The following is a 16,610-nucleotide window of genomic DNA, read 5'->3' on the forward strand; positions in this document are numbered from 1 at the left end:
GCCGCGCGGCTGTTATAGAAACGCGCTGACGTCCGTATGAAAACGCACGGCTAGCGCCTTGGCCACCTTCTTACTGATGGCGCGGCGGCCCGCGAGAATATCGCTCACCACTGTAGGCGACGCGATACCTATCAGGTCCTTCTGCCTGAGTCCATGCGTTTCCAGCAGATGCCGCAACACCTCTCGCGGCTCCGCTTTTGGAATCGTCACGTTATGCGCTTCCCAGCTTTCGATCAGATCGGTCACGATCGCGAACAGATCGGAGAGCGGATCTTCCTCGTTGCCGTTCAGATGATCGGCGAGCGAGCTGGCGAGCCGTACCATGGTCTGGTAGTCCTGCTCGTTGCGAATCGGCGTGATCGGCAACTGCGTTTGCAGCGCGGCCCAGGTTTGAGCGATGTCGGGAAAAGCTCCCGGAAGGCGATCGGCATTCATGAGTTTAAATTCTTCCTCGTCCAAAGGTCGTATTCCGCATGCGTCAATACATGACGAACGAATAACGACTGCCTGTTGTAGTGAATCGCCGCAACGATCCGGAACGGTTGCCGCCTACATCGAAAACGATGTATTGAGGCGGCACCTGGTCCACGCCGGCGAACGTCTGCTTCAGGTCGTTATGGCCATACGCGAGGCATGCCTGCGCCAGTGAATACCACGCCAATAGCGCACTGCGCGCCCCCGGATGTCTCTTTATAAAGTCCAGCAACGCTTTCTTTGAAACAACCCGCATCGGATGTCCTCGCGCATGTTCGCGCGCTGAACACGCGCGCTTCCTCTGCAAGGCTAAACGGAGCGAATCGACACCGGTAGCCGGCCGGACGGCACAGTCCGAACAGCTATTTACAGCCTACTGCGGTACGACGACACCATTTTGTTCGCATATTGCGAAGTCCCCGATACGCGAACAAAAGACGACCTGCCGCTTTCCTGCGACGTCGCGCCAACCCACGCAGGCCGGCTGACGTCATCACGGTCGAGCACGTCAGCGGCCTCAACTGCTCTTCTGCGCCGGCTCGCCGAGCCAGCGGAAATCCGGTTTGGCGAAATCCGGTTCGATCCGCCCCACTGTTTCAATCCGATTACGCCGTCCCGCCGCCGCGATCGTCCGCGTGACTTCGGCCATGAACGCGCGCCGGAATACCGCCGCCGAAAAACGTTCCGCGTTCGCGCGGCATGCCTCCGGCGTGATCCGGTCGCGCTGACGCTCGAAGTGATCGATCGCGTCGAGTATCGACACCACGCTCTGGCGGGCGAAATACACGCCGGTGGGGTGCGCCTCGCCGATCGGCACCACGGTTTCGAGCGCGCCGCCCTTGCCGAACGCAATCACCGGCGTGCCGCATGCCTGCGCTTGCAGCGCGACGATGCCGAAGTCCTCTTCGGCGGCGGACACGAAAGCTCGCGCGCGTTGCAGATGGTCCTTCAACACCTCGAACGGCTGATCGCCGAGGATCGTCACATTCGGACGGGCCTTGGCGCGAAGCGCCGTCATCTGCCGCCCGTCGCCGATCACGACCAATTTGCGGTGCGGCGTGGCATTGAAGGTTTCGACAATCAGATCTATGCGCTTGTACGGCACCATCCGCGAAACAGTCAGATAGAAATCTTCCTTGCGAGTGCACAGTTCGAATTCATGCACGTCGACGGGCGGTGGAATCACGGCCGCATCGCGCCGGTAGGTTTTCATCACGTGACGTGCAACGAAATGCGAGTTCGCGATTAAACGGTCGACGCCGTTCGCCGAGTGCGAATCCCTGCCGCGCAGATAGTGGAGCAAGGCGCGCGCCGCCCACGACTTCGGGCCACGCATCAGATTCGCTTCGCGTAAGTACTGATGTTGCAGATCCCACGCGAAGCGCATCGGCGAATGCACATAGCTCACATGCGTCTGATCTGGTCCGACCAATACGCCCTTGGCGAGCGCATGAGAACTCGTAATAATGAGGTCGTAGCCCGACAGATCGAATTGCCCGACGGCAAGCGGCATCAACGGCAAATAAGCTCGATAGCGGCGTCGCGCGAATGGCAGGCGCTGAATGAATGAAGTCGTCACGGGCGTGCCGCCTGGCGGCCGACGGTCTTCGAGGAAATCGACAAGACTGAAAAGGTCGGCGTCGGGAAAGCATTCGAAGATCTGCTCGAGCACCTTCTCCGCTCCGCCCGGCGCGACCAGCCAGTCGTGCACGATCGCCACTTTCATGATCCCCTCGTTTTTTAATTGACGCCTCTTAGGCTTAGGATCGAGTGTATGTGGCGCTTCGTCTGCTGTGCGTGCGCGTGCCCACATTCGACGCGCGACAGGTCGCGAATAATTAAACGTCGCGGTTCGCCTAGTGCGAACCCGCGTGTCCCATTACGTCGCCTTTCTATCGCCCGACTATGTCATCGGGATCGTGCGGCACGGGCGCAACGGCTGGCTGGTGAAACCGGGGGATGTCACGGGCATTGGCTGACGCGATCGGCACGTTGCGTGCCGATCCGGCATTGGCGCAGCGTCTCACAAAACAGGCGCTGGCCGATGCACAAACGGAATTATCAGTGGAGCGGTATTTGCAGCGGATGACGCAGGAGATCAGGCAAACCGCGCGCCAATTATGGCGGTCCGGCATGCCGATGCGAACTCCGCGTTCGATGCCCGCGCGGGCCGGTTGACCCAAACTCGCGCGCGATGCGTGGCCGGCGTTGCTCAGCCCTTGCTGTACTCGATCGTCTCGACGCCGGTGTCCGTGCCGAGCAGGCACAGATTCGCGCCACGGCCGGCGAACAGGCCCACCGTCACCACGCCCGGCCATGCGTTGATGTGCATTTCAAGCGTGCGCGGGTCACTGATACGCAAGCCCTTGACGTCGATGATTTCGTTACCGTTGTCGGTAATGAACGGCACGCCTTCTTTCGTGACGCGCACCACCGGCACGCCGCCGAGCGCCGTGACGCGGCGGCCGATCGCGGTACGCGCCATCGGCACCACTTCGATCGGCAGCGGGAAATTGCCGAGCGTCTCGACCAGCTTGCTGGCGTCCGCGATACACACGAACACGTCCGACACCGACGCGACGATCTTCTCGCGCGTCAGCGCGCCGCCGCCGCCTTTGATCATCGCGCCGCTGTGGTCGATCTCGTCGGCGCCGTCCACGTACACGGGCAGTGAATCGATTTCGTTGAGGTCGAGCACCTTGAAGCCGTGCGATTGCAGCCGCGCGGTGGTGGCAAGCGAACTCGACACCGCGCCGCGATAGCGCGCCTTGTTGGCGGCGAGCGCGTCGATGAAACAGTTCGCGGTGGAGCCGGTGCCGACGCCGATCACCAGGCCTTCGGGCACGGTGGCGTTCACGTAGTCGGCGGCGGCCTGGCCGACCAGTTGCTTGAGTTCGTCTTGAGTCATGGGAAAGGCAGGCGAGCAGTAAAAAAAGCTAGTTTACCGGAGTGACGGGCTGGCGCCGGGCGGGATTACTTCTTCACCGCCCGTTGACGCACCGCTTCGAACAGACACACGCCGCTCGCCACCGAAACGTTCAGGCTTTCCACCGTGCCCGCCATCGGAATCTGCATGACCACGTCGCAGGTGTCGCGCGTGAGACGGCGCATGCCCTCGCCCTCGGCGCCCATTACCAGCGCCACCGGACCGTCCAGCTCCGTGTCGTAGAGGCTCTTGGTGGCCTCGCCGGCCGTGCCGACGACCCACACCCCCGCGTCCTTCAGCTCACGCAGCGCGCGCGCCAAATTCGTCACGGTGATGTACGGCACGGTGTCGGCCGCGCCGCTCGCCACCTTCGCGGCCGTCGCGTTCAAACCCACCGCGCGGTCGCGCGGCGCGATCACCGCGTGCGCGCCGGCGGCATCGGCCACGCGCAAGCAGGCGCCGAGATTGTGCGGATCGGTCACACCGTCGAGCACGAGAATCAGCGGCGAACCGTTGATGCCGTCGAGCAGCTCGGCCAGGTTCTGGGCGAGCGGCATGTCGCCCGCGCGCGCCACCACGCCCTGGTGACGCTCGGTGTGCGCGAGGCCCCACAGACGCGTTTCGTCGGCGGCGATCAGACGCACGCCGGCTTCTTTCGCCGCGTGCAGGAATTCGGTCATGCGACGGTCTTTGCGCGTAGCGTCGTAGTAGACATCTTCGACTGTCGACGCATCGTGCCGGATACGCGCGGTCACTGCGTGGAAACCGTATAAAACCTTGAGACGTGCCATGACTGATACAACCTTTGATTGAGCGCGCGTTCGACGCGCGCTGCTGTGATGAATACGAACCTGCGTGCTTTGCGTGCTTATATGTCAGCACTGCGGCTGCTGTGTTCGAATGCTTGATGACGATGAAACGCAGACCGCGCGCAACCGGCACGTTGGTACGTGCCCGATGCGCGCGGTTTAAGCAGGCAGGCGGCTTCAGCGCTTCTTGCGTGCCTGCGGTTTCGACACCGATTTGGTCGCGGCGCCGTGCTTCTTCGCCGCGCCGCGCGCGGCGCGTGCTTCCTTGACCGCCGCGGTTTGCGCGGGCGCAGCCTTCTTGCGACGCGCGCCCGGCGCTGCCGCGCCGCCTTCCACCGGCGGCAACACGCGCACGCGTGCCCCACCGTTTTCACCGGACGACTTGTCGGCCGACGGTCCGCGCACCAGAGGCGGCTTGATCGGCGTGTCGCGCACGAGCCGGAAGTCGATCTTGCGCGCATCGAGATCGACGCGGCTCACCTGCACCCGCACGCGATCCGACAGACGATAACGAATGCCGGTGCGCTCGCCGCGCAGTTCGTTCTTGATCTCGTCGTACTGGAAGTAGTCCGAGCCGAGTTCGGTGACGTGCACGAGGCCTTCGATAAAGAGCGAATCGAGCTGCACGAAAATCCCGAACGACGTCACGCCATTGACCATGCCGCCATACTCTTCGCCGAGCTTGTCGCGCATGAAGTAGCACTTCAGCCAGGCTTCGACGTCGCGCGAGGCTTCGTCGGCGCGGCGTTCGTTGGCCGAGCAATGCAGGCCGAGCTCTTCCCAGATCGCCACGTTGTTCGAGCGCTGACGGCCGCGCTTTTCGTCATCGGCCTGCTGCATGGCGCGAGCGCGCGGCGAGAGCGCCGTATTCAGTTCGACGCCTTGCGGCGGCTCGGGCTGATACTTGCGGCCTTGCAGGATCGCGTAGATCGCGCGGTGCGTGAGCAGGTCGGGATAACGGCGAATCGGGCTCGTGAAGTGCGCATACGCTTCATACGCGAGACCGAAGTGGCCGATGTTGTCCGGGCTGTAGACCGCCTGCTGCATCGAGCGCAACAGCATGGTTTGCAGCATCTGCGCGTCGGGCCGGTCGCGGATCTGCGCCATCAAGGCGGCGTAGTCGCTCGCGTGCGGTTTGTCGCCGCCGGCCAGCGTGAGGCCCATGCCGCGCAGGAACGTGCGCAGATTCTCGAGCTTTTCGGCGGTCGGTCCGGCGTGCACGCGGAACAGCCCGGGATGTTTGTTGCGCTTGAGGAAGTCGGCCGCGCAGACGTTCGCGGCCAGCATGCATTCCTCGATCAGCTTGTGCGCGTCGTTGCGGGTGCGCGGAATGATCTGTTCGATCTTGCCCTGCGCATTGCAAACGATATACGTCTCGGTCGTATCGAAGTCGATCGCGCCGCGTTTCTGGCGCGCGGCGAACAGCGACTTGTACACGCCGTACAGATTCTGCAGTTGCGGCAGCAAGGCGGCGCGGCGCGTGGCCTCCGGACCCTTGGTGTTCTTCAGGACCGCGGCGACTTCCGTATAGGTCAGACGCGCGGCCGAGTGCATCACGCCGGGATAGAACTGATACGCCTTCACTTCGCCGCGCGCGGTGACGATCATGTCGCACACCAGCACGCATCGGTCGACGTGCGGGTTCAGCGAGCACAAACCGTTCGACAGCTTCTCCGGCAGCATGGGGATCACGCGGCGCGGGAAATACACCGAGGTGCTGCGCTCGATCGCGTCGGCGTCGAGCCCGCTCTTCGGATGCACATAGTGCGATACGTCCGCGATCGCGACGATCAGGCGGAAGCCCTCGCCACGGCCGACCTGAACCGGCTCGCAGTACACGGCGTCGTCGAAGTCGCGGGCGTCTTCGCCGTCGATCGTGACGAGCGGCACGTCGCGCAGATCGATGCGATGACGCGCGTCGACCGGGCGCACTTCGTCGGGCAGCCGCGAGGCTTCGTCGAGCGCGGCCTGGCTGAATTCGTGCGGCACGCCGTACTTGCGCACCGCGATTTCGATTTCCATGCCGGGGTCGTCGATATCGCCGAGCACTTCCACCACGCGGCCGAGCGGCTGCGAATGACGGCTGGGGAAATCGGTCAGCTCGACCACCACCACCTGGCCGACCTTGGCCTTCTTGGTGTTCTGCTGGATCAGAATATCGTGGCCCATGCGCTTGTCTTCAGGTGCAACGATCAGCGCACCGTTCTCATTGAGCAGGCGACCGATCACGCGCTTGTTGGCGCGATCCGTGACCTCGACGATATGCCCTTCCGGACGGCCGCGCCGGTCATAGCCGACGATGCGCGCGAGCACGCGGTCGTTGTGCATGACTTTCTGCATTTCCGCGGTGGGCAGGAACAGATCGTCCTGGCCGTCGTCGCGAATCAGGAAGCCGAAGCCGTCACGATGGCCTTGCACACGGCCCGCGACGAAGTTCGACGGATGAGTCAGTTGGTAGAGATTGCGCTGATCGAGCCGGATCTGGCCGTCGCGCTCCATCGCGCCGAGGCGCTTGAAAAAACCTTCGCGCTCCTGGCGTTTGATCGACAGGGCTTCGGCGATGTCGTTCGCTGCAAGCGGCGCTTCACTCGTGCGCAGGACGCCCAGGATTTCTTCGCGGCTTGGAATCGGATACGGAAATTTGCTCAAGGGCTTGTCGATGATTTTTTCTCGTTGCATGGACGTCGGTCGGCGATGTGGCTCGGCTTAGGAAGCGTTTGCTTAGCGCTTCAGTTACGCTTCAGTTGCGCTTGAATTGCACCTGCAAATGCACAGAAAAGACTGCTCGGGTCCGGCTCGTTCAAGGCTGAGTCCGACGGGCGTGTGCACCGTGCCAACGAACTACTGCGAGGCATTCTAACACCCGTCTTGCGCGCCAAGCGGCCCGTCAAGAGTCGCTGCGCGGTTGGCCGTGACGCACGCGCACGCTCGTCGACGCGATGTTTAAGCGAGTTTTGAGAAACGCTTGACAGGTTCTAATCTGTCGCTATAATGGCGTTCTTTGCTGTTCATCACCTGCCCAGGTGGCGAAATTGGTAGACGCACTAGGTTCAGGTCCTAGCGGTGGCAACACTGTGGAGGTTCGAGTCCTCTCTTGGGCACCAGATTCAAAAGTAAAGCCGCTTACGAGCGGCTTTACTTTTTGTGTGAAGCCGGGTGATCCGATTCTGTTTATCAGCGTGGATTACGTGGCGCAATGAGTAGTTGGCAGGACGGCTGTCGAGCGGTGAAGCATACCTTCATTGCACGCGATATCCGGGCGGTTGGTTGGAGCGAAGTTAGTTTGCATGTGGGGATTGACACGCTACATCATCACGCTAAAATAGCGGTCTAGCTTGAAGACGTGCCCAGGTGGCGGAATTGGTAGACGCACTAGGTTCAGGTCCTAGCGGTGGCAACACCGTGGAGGTTCGAGTCCTCTCCTGGGCACCAACGGTTGTTCCGGCGTAAGCCGAAGAAGTTCGAGAAACCCCGTAAGATCAAAGTCTTACGGGGTTTTTTGTTGTCTGCGGATCCCTTGCGCTCCGCGGACGTCGATGGTTTTTGCGTTTACCGGATTCGCGGGCAACCCTATGTCCAGACACGGCGAACCGAAGGCGGAACCAGTGTTCCGCGCCGCCAAAGCGTGCGGCCCCGTTCCCACCTTTTCGTGGACGGAAACGGATTCGCATGGACTCATTGCAGCCGACGACGCTCCCCGTCTGCTACGCCATCAAGAGAAATGCGTGTGCCCCACATCAGCAGGCCGGCACGATGTCGCGTCGAAGGACTGCTGGCACATTTTTGTAGGCCTTGAAGGCGTTGTCGCCGTTGGTGAACGCGTGCGGATATGAAAAGCCAAAAGAGGCACGACTCACGGTTGGACGCGCGCTGATAGTGCCGACAGGTCGGCCTCTAGAGCCCGCGAAACGAATTCCCGGAGGAACTCGACGAAGGTTCTAATCTTCGCGTCGAGGTACTGCCTCGACGCGTACAGCACGTAGGCGGTTAGCTTCTGCAACTGATATTCGGGCAGCACGCGAATCAGCGCGCCGCTGCGCAGCGCCGGCAACGCGCTCGCGATGGGAAGCGCCCCGATTCCGATGCCGTCTCGCAATGCAACGCTCAGTGCTTCGATGACATTCACCCTGAAATCCGCCGGTGGTAGTTCGAACGTTTCCAGCCCGTTGGGGCCATCCAGATGCCAGCGGTCACGCGGAAAAACCGACGAGACGATTTGCAGGCAAGCATGCCCGTTGAGCTCTTCTACGGTAAGCGGCATACCGTGTTCCTTCAGATAAGCGGGTGCGGCGCATAGCACGCTGTGGACATCGCCAAGCCGATGCGAGACGAGGCCTGAATCGGGCAGGTGCGTCATACTCAACTGAAGCGAAACGTCGTACCCCTCATCGAGCAGATCGGGGACGTGCTGCGACAACGTCAGATCCACAGCGACCGAAGGATTCTGTTCCCGATAGCGCAACACGGCCGGCAAGACGTACGTCTGACCGAAGGCTGATGTCGCGTGTACCTGCAATTTTCCAGACGGCTTGACCTGAGCGTCCGCAGCTTCGGCCTCGGCTTCGTCGACGTAGGCGAGAATCCGCTCGCACCGCTCCAGATAGCGTTGACCGGCCTCAGTCAGCGCGACGCGGCGCGTGCTGCGATTGAGCAGGCGCGTCCGCAGATGTGCCTCGAGTTGCGCAATAGAACGTGAAGCATTGGCATTGGTGATATTCAGGCGCTGGGCTGCCTCCGTGAAGCTGCCCTCCTCTGCGATGCGAACGAATATCCGCATCATATGTAGCGTGTCCATTATCTTTTTCCCACTGGTGAGGTTACCCCTCAACTCGTTACGTGCCCGATTTACCTCATCCCCTGGCGAGACGACAGGAAAACAAACTGCGAAAGCTTTGCGAGTGCTGGCAACCGATGGCACGAGGATTTTCTCGTCGCTACCCGGGCGAGCAGCCCCGTGCCTGCGCCTATTTTCAACCAGGGTTCGGCAGAAAGTCTAACGACGCCCCAATTTTCCAGGTCGACCGGTTTCGCGTCGGAAAAACGCAGAACTGTTTGTAGCACGCCGCCGGCACCAACGATCACCAAGCCTGCGGACCTCGCCCCGCTCGTTCTCGCTATCGATCCCCACAAGTCGCTCATTGCCCGTGCCGGCTTCAGCCTCACCATGGTGACCGCCCTTCGACTCGGCGTGGTTGCCGCCGTGCGGTGGGACGAGAGCACCCGCTGAGTCCGCCCGAAGTATTCTATGGATCAGGCACCCACCTCATCCTGGGCTTCTTCCATGCACGCCAAAGAAACCGTGTCCACGCATCCGGGCATGCCCGCGTCCCAGACGAACGGCGACTGTCATTCCTTCGGTAACGCGGCGATCGCCTTGAACTGGACCGTCAGGCACCCGCATCTGGCCGAATTCGCCCTGACCGACCGCCTGCACGAGCGCACGCTGCCGGTCACCGCGCCGTTCGCGCTATCGCTGGCCGACGGTCGCACGCTGGGCATGGCCGACCTGAAGCTGCTTGCCCCACTGCGCGAAGAAATGCTGACGGCAAATCCCAAGGCGTCTCGACTGGCCGAACGAATCGCGGGTAGACGCGTGCGTGCCATCCTCGGTGACGAACAGGATCGCCTGCGGGTGGAGTGGAGCGTGGAGCAACGCGAAGACTCGCAGTACTTGCGCTTGCAAGTGGCAATTACCGCGATCGGCAAGGACGAGCACGTTGCCACCGTTTCGCTGCTGGAGACGCGGACGTCCGGTGCGCAAACCAGCGGTGAGTTCAAGGGAACCCCTGTGATCGCGGGCGACGTCTACCTCGGATTCGAGCTTCCGTTGTCGGAAAGCCAGGTTCGCGACGACACCGTCAGGTTCATCCTGCCGCGGGCCTTGCCGCTGGAAAAGGGCAAGACCTGGGTCTTCTCGGCGGTGGCGGGTGTGGCTCGAGACGGCCAGCTACGCCGCGATTTCGCAGCCTATCTCGAACGCGAACGAGCCCATCCATACCGCCCGTTCCTACACTACAACTGCTGGTACGACATCGGGTACCTCACGCCGTACACGCAGCAGCAAGCGCTCGAACGCATCGGCGACATCGGCCGCGAGTTGCACGACAAGCGCGGCGTACGACTCGACTCCTTCCTGTTCGATGACGGCTGGGACGACTACAGCGGCAGCTGGCATTTCGGCAAGGATTTTCCGCATGGATTCGTGCCGCTGCGCGACGCCGCCGCCCGGTACGGCGCGGCGCCCGGCGTGTGGCTGTCGCCGTGGGGTGGCTATGGCTCGACGCGGCAGGAACGCGTGAAGCGGGGCCAAGCCGCCGGATACGAGATCATCGATGACCGCTTCGCGCTGTCCGGACCGAAATACTATCGACGCTTCCATGAGGCCGTGATGGAGCTGCTCACGCGGCACGGCATCAATCAATTCAAGTTTGACGGCACCGGCAATGCTGACACGGTGGTCCCCGGCAGCCGCTTCAGCAGCGACTGGGACGCGGCGATCCAGCTAATCGAGGACATCCGCGAGGCCAGCCCCGAAGCCTTCATCAACCTCACCGTCGGCACCTATCCATCGCCGTTCTGGCTACGCTACGCTGATTCGATCTGGCGCGGCGGCAAGGATGACGACCTGGCCGGCGTAGGTAGCAATCGCGAACGCTGGATTACCTACCGCGACGCACAGACCTACCGCAACGTCGTAGTCAGAAGTCCGCTGTTTCCGCTTAACTCACTGATGCTCCACGGCATCATCTACGCGCAGTTCAACGATCGGTTGAATACCGCTCAAGGGCAGGACTTCGCAAACGAAGTGCATTCGTACTTCGGCAGCGGTGCACAACTGCAGGAGTTGTACATCACGCCGTCGCTGCTGAGCGACGGCGACTGGGACGTTCTCGCCGAGTCCGCCCGATGGGCCCGAGCAAATGCCGAGGTGCTGCGCGACAGCCACTGGATTGGCGGCGCGCCTGATGAGCGCGAGGTGTACGGCTGGGCTGCATGGTCGCCGGTCAAGGCGATCATCACCCTGCGCAATCCCGACAGCGGGGCGAACAGCTTCCTGCTCGAACTGCGGCGGCAATTGGAGTTGCCGGCCGGCGCGGCGGGACGATTCCTGACGCGCAGTGTGTGGCGCGGCCATGCCTCGGATATTCCGCCGGTGCTGGATGCGGACCGGCCGCACGATATCTCGCTCGCGCCTTTCGAAGTACTCACTTTGGAACTGGTATCGGCCGGCGGCGAAGGGTAATGGAGGTGGTCGCGAATTTCCCGGTGTGCGCTTCCAGAGACCCCCTTACGATAGCGTGCGCGCCAATTCAACCGGTCTCGCTTCAATCTGATGCAGATCGAAGATGATGATCTCGTTGTCACCCTGTCTCAGCGAGGGAGCAGGACAATACAGCCGCTCTTGCGGACCGATATTCCAGTAGCGCCCCAGATTGTGCCCGTTGACCCAGACCATACCTTTGGTCCAGTTACGCATGTCGAGATACGTATCGCCGACTGTATCCAGCGGCAGAATCGCCTTGAAAAACAGTCCGGCCTTACGAGGGTTCGCACAGACGGCGCGCAAGTTCGCGATAAACGCGGTATCCATCGGCAACAGGAAGACTTCCCAGCCGGTGAGCGTGGCGCTCGAGCCTCCCGCATCCTGCAGCGTGACCGGTTCGAGAATGCCTTTGCGGTCGATCATCGCGTGGCCATAGTTGACGCGCCCCATGCCTTCGACGAGGATATCCAATGATACGTCGCTGCCCGGCGACGACGACACAAACGGAACCGTAAGCGGCGCGTGCTGCGTGACATTCCACTGCCGCGCGCGGTGCTCCGGCATGACAGTTCGCGACACGCCGCCTACGTATTGCTCGCCGACGAAAACGGTCGCGTAATCGTGAACATCCTTGAGATCCAGCACACCGCCGCGGTAACCCTGCAGCTTCTTGCGATACAGCGCGAAACCGCACGCCTGGCCGTACACCTCGAAGGGCCCTGGATGAACAGTTTGTGCCGCCGGGAGCGCGGCAGGTAGATTGTCCCAAATGGAAGCGTAAAGTTCCGGCACCAAGGCCTGACCTCCTTTGCGGCTGATAGTCGGAACGGGTTCGGGTATATCGGGCAGCGGCGTCGAGAGATAGCGGGCGATCACGCCGCGGTACTTCATGTACTTCGACGTCGCCACGCCTTGCTCGCTGATGGGTGCGGCGTAATCGTAGCTGGTAATGTCGGGTTGATATTCGCCTGAATCGGCATCCACGTTTGCGCCGGCATAGAAGCCGAAGCTGGTGCCGCCGTGAATGACATAGAGGTTGAACGACAGCTTCCGTTGCATGAACGCGTCTAACGTGCCGGAGATATCGACGGCCGTCCCTTTGAGCGTCTCATCGCCCCAATGGGTGAGCCACCCTGGATACACTTCGCCGGCCATTGCCGGAACGGCCGGAAATTCCCGCCGGACGGCCGCGATTTGCTCCGCATCGCCATTGCTCAACGCAATCGCGCCGCCGGCGACGTTCGTGCGATTCTGTTCAAGCTGCCTGATGCCATCTTCGGTATAGAACGGTCCCTGTATCCCTTCGTGAAGCCAGAGCTGCCGTATCTCTTCGAGGTAAGCCGGGTTGCTGGCGTACGAGCCAAATTCATTCTCGATCTGAATCATCAGGATCGGTCCACCGTTACTCACCAGTAGTGGTTCGATGCGCGGGCTCAACTCCCTGATGTAGCGGGCCACCACCGACATGTAGCGAGGATCGTTAGCGGAGTCGGTCCTGAGCTGGATGTCCGGATGACTCAGCAGATACGACGGAATACCGCCCAGATCCCACTCGCCGCAGATATAGGGACCCGGCCGCAGCAACACCCACATGCCCTCCTGCTGGCACAGTTGAATAAATGCTTCGACGTTGTGGTTGCCTGTGCGGAAATCGAAAATGCCTGGACTCGTTTCGTGGTAATTCCACATGACGTAGAGGGCGATGCAGTTCATCCCCATCGCCTTGGCCATCAGGATCCGATGCTGCCAGTATTCGGCGGGGATGCGGGCGGGATGCATCTCCCCGCTGCGGATCTGGAACGGCTCGCCGTCGAGCAGGAAGCTTTCGCCGTCCTGGCTGAAAGAAAAAGTATGTCCGCTGTGGATCGTTGGTGCTGGGATGTCGACTGCGGAAGGTCCGGTTCGAATGCCGTCCGGGTCATGGCCAATATCGTCCGCCAGCCTGATTGGTAGGGGCGCGGTGAATGCTGAGGATTCTCTCGTGTCCATTGATTGCATTTCCCAGGATGCTATCGAGACGTGGCACAGCGGAATGCGCGAACGACGGCGAAGCACGGGTCGCCCACGGTGGTCCGTCCGTGACGGAAACAACTGTAGCCTCCGTTCGCCGTCATGTCGACGACCAGTTTGTCATGCTATGCCGACACCAACGCCAGCGGCCCGGCACGCCCGGACGCTGCAGGCTCGGCACATCGTTGATCGCAAGTCTGGCGATAAAACGATCGTGCCGCCAATTTCCGCAGATGGGCGACGCTCGTTTTACCTGCTCACACAGCGGAACAGCGCGCAGCCGATGATCCGAACCCGCACTAACTTGACGGCATGGCCCCCTTCGGCGAGCGGGATTTTCGCCGAACTGCCGCTTCCCGATCAACTGCACGCGGACGGGCCCACGCATCAGCGAGCGGTTCGCGAGTTTCGTCTTTTCCCGCGATCGCCTTTTTTCCTGTCGAGCGCTCAAGACGATGCGAATCTGGTGCACTTCGTACTTGAGTCAGTGCAAGCGACAGACGCTCTAGCTGTCCAGGCCCCAGGTCGTCGACCGGCCGCTCCTTCCCCAGATGGATAGACACCGCCCTCCCTTCATCGCGGCCATTGACAGCAGCAAATTCAAGCGCTTCAGCGCAATGAGCGATCCAGCCCTCGTCAGGATCCGCGTCGAGCTGACGGAGTGGCCGAAGCGCGGGGGCGGCCGGCGGTCTTCTCGTCGGCCATCGTCGCCTGCAGTGCGTCGGCCACGATCTGACTGGCGGGCGACAGGGTGCGTCCTGCCAGTTTGACGATGCCCCAATCGCCGTAGACTTGGGCCAGATTGAGAATCGGCAAGCGTACGAGCGTGCCCTTGGCAACCTCGTCGCGCACCAGCCGATCAGCGCAGGTCAACACGATATCCGTATCGGGGATCAATTGCTTGAGCAGCGTGATGTCGTCGCATTCGACATGTACCGGCAGAACGGCCCCTTCCGGCAATCCAAGCGACGCGGCAAGCTCATGCCTCGCGACTGGCGGAATGCGCACCGATGCCAGTGGATAAGTCAGCAGCGCGTCCGTCGACACCATCGCGCGGCGCCGGCTACGGGGCGGCTGCAGCAGCGGGTGATGGCGGCAGCAAAAGAAACCGATTGGCAGAGCGCCGAGCGACGTGACATCGATATGCTCATCGGGCGGCAGCGCACGGGTATCGGCGATGAAGAAATCGATCTGCTCTTCGTTCAACATCCGCAGCAATTGCAGCCAGTTGTTGACCTCCACGCGGATGGCGATCTTCGGGTAGCGGTTATGGAACGCGCGCAGCACGGGCGCGACGATCGCGGCAGCGGAAAACGGCCCGGCACCGAAGATCACTTCGCCCAATTCGGCATCCCGCAAGAGCTTGAGGTCATGGGACAGACTGCGCGCATCCAGCAATAGGCGCCGTGCGCGCTGCACTACCTGTTTGCCGACCGAGGTCAGTTCGACCGAGCCTCCATGACGATCGAAAATGCGCAAGCCGCACGTCTGCTCGAACGCGGCGATGCTGCGGCTGAACGCCGGCTGGCTCAAGTGAACCCGTTCGGCTGCCCGGTGGAAATTCAGCGTCTCGGCAAGGGCCACCACGTGCTGGAGGTGCTTGAGGTTCATGATGCAATCAATGCATTGAATATGGATTAATAATGCATTAGACATACCACCAGCGCAATCCCATACTCAAAACAACCAGAACAAAACCGGGAGCGCCACTGCATTCCGGCGGCTACTGGGCATGCGTGCCCGCGCGTGACGGCGTGCTTTCGCCGGCGCGTATCTCGCCATCATCGACCAGGAGGAGACTTCATGTTGGATAACGCATTCGGCGTCAGCGGCGTCACTCATGTACCGGATTCGTCGCCGCTATCGAGGCGGCGAATCATCGCGGCCACCACGATCGGCAATGCACTCGAATTCTATGATTTCCTGATCTACAGTTTTTTTGCGGCCCAAATCGGCCGCGCATTCTTTCCGGTCGGTAACGACGTCGGCTCGATGCTGGCGTCGCTGGCGACGTTTGGCGTGGGTTTCCTGTTTCGGCCATTGGGCAGTATCGTGCTGGGGGCGTATGCCGATCGCCGTGGACGCAAAGCAGCGATGTTGCTGACCTTGTCACTGATGGCACTGGGCACCGCGATCATCGCTTTCACGCCAACCTATGCGCAGATCGGCGTGTTCGCGCCAGCGCTGATTGTTCTGGGCCGAATCCTTCAAGGATTTTCCACTGGCGGTGAAGTAGGCGCGGCGACCTCGATGCTGGCTGAAGCCGCCCCGAACCATCAGCGCGGCTACTACATCAGTTGGCAAATGGCGAGCCAGGGCCTGGCGGTGCTGGCTGCTGCGCTGATTTCGTTCACGTTGACGCAAACGCTGGACAAGGCGGCGCTAGCATCGTGGGGATGGCGCTTGCCGTTTGTCGTCGGCATGCTGATTGCGCCGATGGGCATGTATATCCGGCGCCGGCTCAAGGAAACCTATGCTCGCGAGATGGTGCCGGACGCGCAGCGGCATCCGGAAAGCGCACTCACTGAGCTGGCGGCCAGCCACCGGAATATGTTGGTGATGTCCACGTTGATTCAGGCCGGCTCGCAGATTACTTCGTACATCTTCATTATCTATTTGCCGACCTACGCCATCGTGCAATTGCACATGCCGGCGCATCTCGCCTTGGCGGCGGTGATCGTCAGTGGCATCGTGACCTTCGTGGCCAGTCCGCTGCTCGGCATATTGAGCGACCGGATCGGCCGAAAGCCTTTGGCGTGGGGCTCGCGCATTCTGTCGATCGCGGTGGCGATACCGTGTTTCCATGCGATGAACCTGCAGCCGCCGATGTGGGCGTTGGTGCTGATGCTCGGTGGCCTGGCCATCCTGGCTGCCATGTGCGCGGTGGGTAACTACACGCTGGTGACGGAGAATTTCCCCGCCAAGGTACGGGCCAGCGGCATGGGTATTGCGCAGGCCATCGGCGCGGCGATCTTCGGCGGCTTCGCGCAATTCACGGCGACCTGGTTGATTCGCGTGACAGGCGACTCGCTCGCGCCGGCCTATCTCGTGATCGCCTGCTGCGTGATATCGATGATCCCGCTGTTCTTTCTGCGCGAGACGCGCAACGTCCAGTTGACGTGAACCC

General features: G+C 61.6%; 12 protein-coding genes, 2 tRNA genes and 1 pseudogene. 5 read left to right on the plus strand and 10 right to left on the minus strand.

What is annotated here, in order from left to right:
• Window positions 1-12: 12 nt before the first annotated feature.
• From P0D73_RS04700 to P0D73_RS04710, 3 genes are all read right to left on the minus strand, one after another.
• Window positions 13-435: a helix-turn-helix domain-containing protein gene (locus P0D73_RS04700; protein WP_408280610.1), complete on the minus strand. Its 423-nt coding sequence runs from the start codon at window positions 433-435 to the stop codon at window positions 13-15.
• Window positions 432-569, minus strand: a complete 138-nt coding sequence (locus tag P0D73_RS04705; RefSeq protein WP_408430257.1) for a type II toxin-antitoxin system HigB family toxin — start codon at window positions 567-569, stop codon at window positions 432-434. The genes P0D73_RS04700 and P0D73_RS04705 overlap by 4 nt, the downstream gene beginning before the upstream one ends.
• Window positions 570-991: 422 nt before the next feature.
• Window positions 992-2,200, minus strand: a complete 1,209-nt coding sequence (locus P0D73_RS04710; RefSeq protein WP_408430015.1) for a glycosyltransferase family 4 protein — start codon at window positions 2,198-2,200, stop codon at window positions 992-994.
• A gap of 245 nt (window positions 2,201-2,445) precedes the next feature.
• Here P0D73_RS04710 and P0D73_RS04715 point away from each other — a divergent pair, with 245 nt between their 5' ends.
• Window positions 2,446-2,652: a hypothetical protein gene (locus P0D73_RS04715; protein WP_408430018.1), complete on the plus strand. Its 207-nt coding sequence runs from the start codon at window positions 2,446-2,448 to the stop codon at window positions 2,650-2,652.
• Window positions 2,653-2,686: 34 nt separating this feature from the next.
• Here P0D73_RS04715 and rpiA read toward each other — a convergent pair whose 3' ends face one another.
• The 3 genes from rpiA to rnr form a co-directional block, all read right to left on the minus strand.
• Window positions 2,687-3,382, minus strand: coding sequence for a ribose-5-phosphate isomerase RpiA (gene rpiA, locus P0D73_RS04720; protein WP_132374897.1), 696 nt, complete (start codon window positions 3,380-3,382; stop codon window positions 2,687-2,689).
• Between the two features lie 65 nt (window positions 3,383-3,447).
• The gene (gene rlmB / locus P0D73_RS04725) at window positions 3,448-4,191 is read right to left on the minus strand and encodes a 23S rRNA (guanosine(2251)-2'-O)-methyltransferase RlmB (RefSeq protein ID WP_007182197.1); all 744 of its coding nucleotides are present in this window, start codon (window positions 4,189-4,191) and stop codon (window positions 3,448-3,450) included.
• Between the two features lie 195 nt (window positions 4,192-4,386).
• Window positions 4,387-6,888, minus strand: a complete 2,502-nt coding sequence (gene rnr, locus P0D73_RS04730) for a ribonuclease R (protein WP_408430021.1) — start codon at window positions 6,886-6,888, stop codon at window positions 4,387-4,389.
• A gap of 338 nt (window positions 6,889-7,226) precedes the next feature.
• Between rnr and P0D73_RS04735 the strand changes: the two genes are divergently transcribed.
• Both P0D73_RS04735 and P0D73_RS04740 read left to right on the plus strand, forming a co-directional pair.
• A tRNA-Leu gene (locus P0D73_RS04735) sits at window positions 7,227-7,313 on the plus strand.
• Window positions 7,314-7,554: 241 nt separating this feature from the next.
• Window positions 7,555-7,641, plus strand: a tRNA-Leu gene (locus P0D73_RS04740).
• Window positions 7,642-8,062: 421 nt separating this feature from the next.
• Here P0D73_RS04740 and P0D73_RS04745 read toward each other — a convergent pair.
• Window positions 8,063-9,004: a LysR family transcriptional regulator gene (locus tag P0D73_RS04745; protein WP_132376918.1), complete on the minus strand. Its 942-nt coding sequence runs from the start codon at window positions 9,002-9,004 to the stop codon at window positions 8,063-8,065.
• Window positions 9,005-9,454: 450 nt separating this feature from the next.
• On the opposite strand from P0D73_RS04745, the gene P0D73_RS04750 reads away from it, so the two are divergent.
• The gene (locus tag P0D73_RS04750; protein WP_408430024.1) at window positions 9,455-11,452 is read left to right on the plus strand and encodes an alpha-galactosidase; all 1,998 of its coding nucleotides are present in this window, start codon (window positions 9,455-9,457) and stop codon (window positions 11,450-11,452) included.
• Window positions 11,453-11,497: 45 nt separating this feature from the next.
• Here P0D73_RS04750 and P0D73_RS04755 read toward each other — a convergent pair whose 3' ends face one another.
• The 3 genes and pseudogenes from P0D73_RS04755 to P0D73_RS04765 all read right to left on the minus strand — a co-directional run.
• Window positions 11,498-13,462 (minus strand): beta-galactosidase, encoded by a 1,965-nt coding sequence (locus P0D73_RS04755; RefSeq protein ID WP_408430027.1) that lies wholly within the window; start codon window positions 13,460-13,462, stop codon window positions 11,498-11,500.
• Window positions 13,463-14,119: 657 nt separating this feature from the next.
• A complete protein-coding gene (locus P0D73_RS04760) occupies window positions 14,120-14,818 on the minus strand; it encodes a substrate-binding domain-containing protein (RefSeq protein WP_408430260.1) in 699 nt (232 codons plus the stop codon).
• Window positions 14,819-14,971: 153 nt separating this feature from the next.
• Window positions 14,972-15,139, minus strand: a pseudogene (locus tag P0D73_RS04765) (LysR family transcriptional regulator); the annotation flags it as partial.
• A gap of 147 nt (window positions 15,140-15,286) precedes the next feature.
• On the opposite strand from P0D73_RS04765, the gene P0D73_RS04770 reads away from it, so the two are divergent.
• Window positions 15,287-16,606 carry an MFS transporter gene (locus P0D73_RS04770; protein WP_408175697.1) on the plus strand — a complete coding sequence of 440 codons (1,320 nt, stop codon included), beginning with the start codon at window positions 15,287-15,289 and terminating at the stop codon, window positions 16,604-16,606.
• Window positions 16,607-16,610: the final 4 nt, after the last annotated feature.

Origin of the sequence: Paraburkholderia sp. RL18-101-BIB-B (assembly GCF_046026985.1) — a bacterium.
Classification (GTDB): Bacteria; Pseudomonadota; Gammaproteobacteria; order Burkholderiales; family Burkholderiaceae; genus Paraburkholderia.

Excerpts from the sequence above, each read along its gene's own strand:
- P0D73_RS04700 (WP_408280610.1), bottom strand. The coding sequence starts at position 435 with ATGAATGCCGATCGCCTTCCGGGAGCTTTTCCCGACATCGCTCAAACC.
- P0D73_RS04710 (WP_408430015.1), bottom strand. The coding sequence starts at position 2,200 with ATGAAAGTGGCGATCGTGCACGACTGGCTGGTCGCGCCGGGCGGAGCG.
- rpiA (WP_132374897.1), bottom strand. The coding sequence starts at position 3,382 with ATGACTCAAGACGAACTCAAGCAACTGGTCGGCCAGGCCGCCGCCGAC.
- rlmB (WP_007182197.1), bottom strand. The coding sequence starts at position 4,191 with ATGGCACGTCTCAAGGTTTTATACGGTTTCCACGCAGTGACCGCGCGT.
- rnr (WP_408430021.1), bottom strand. The coding sequence starts at position 6,888 with ATGCAACGAGAAAAAATCATCGACAAGCCCTTGAGCAAATTTCCGTAT.
- P0D73_RS04745 (WP_132376918.1), bottom strand. The coding sequence starts at position 9,004 with ATGGACACGCTACATATGATGCGGATATTCGTTCGCATCGCAGAGGAG.
- P0D73_RS04750 (WP_408430024.1), top strand. The coding sequence starts at position 9,455 with ATGGATCAGGCACCCACCTCATCCTGGGCTTCTTCCATGCACGCCAAA.
- P0D73_RS04755 (WP_408430027.1), bottom strand. The coding sequence starts at position 13,462 with ATGGACACGAGAGAATCCTCAGCATTCACCGCGCCCCTACCAATCAGG.
- P0D73_RS04770 (WP_408175697.1), top strand. The coding sequence starts at position 15,287 with ATGTTGGATAACGCATTCGGCGTCAGCGGCGTCACTCATGTACCGGAT.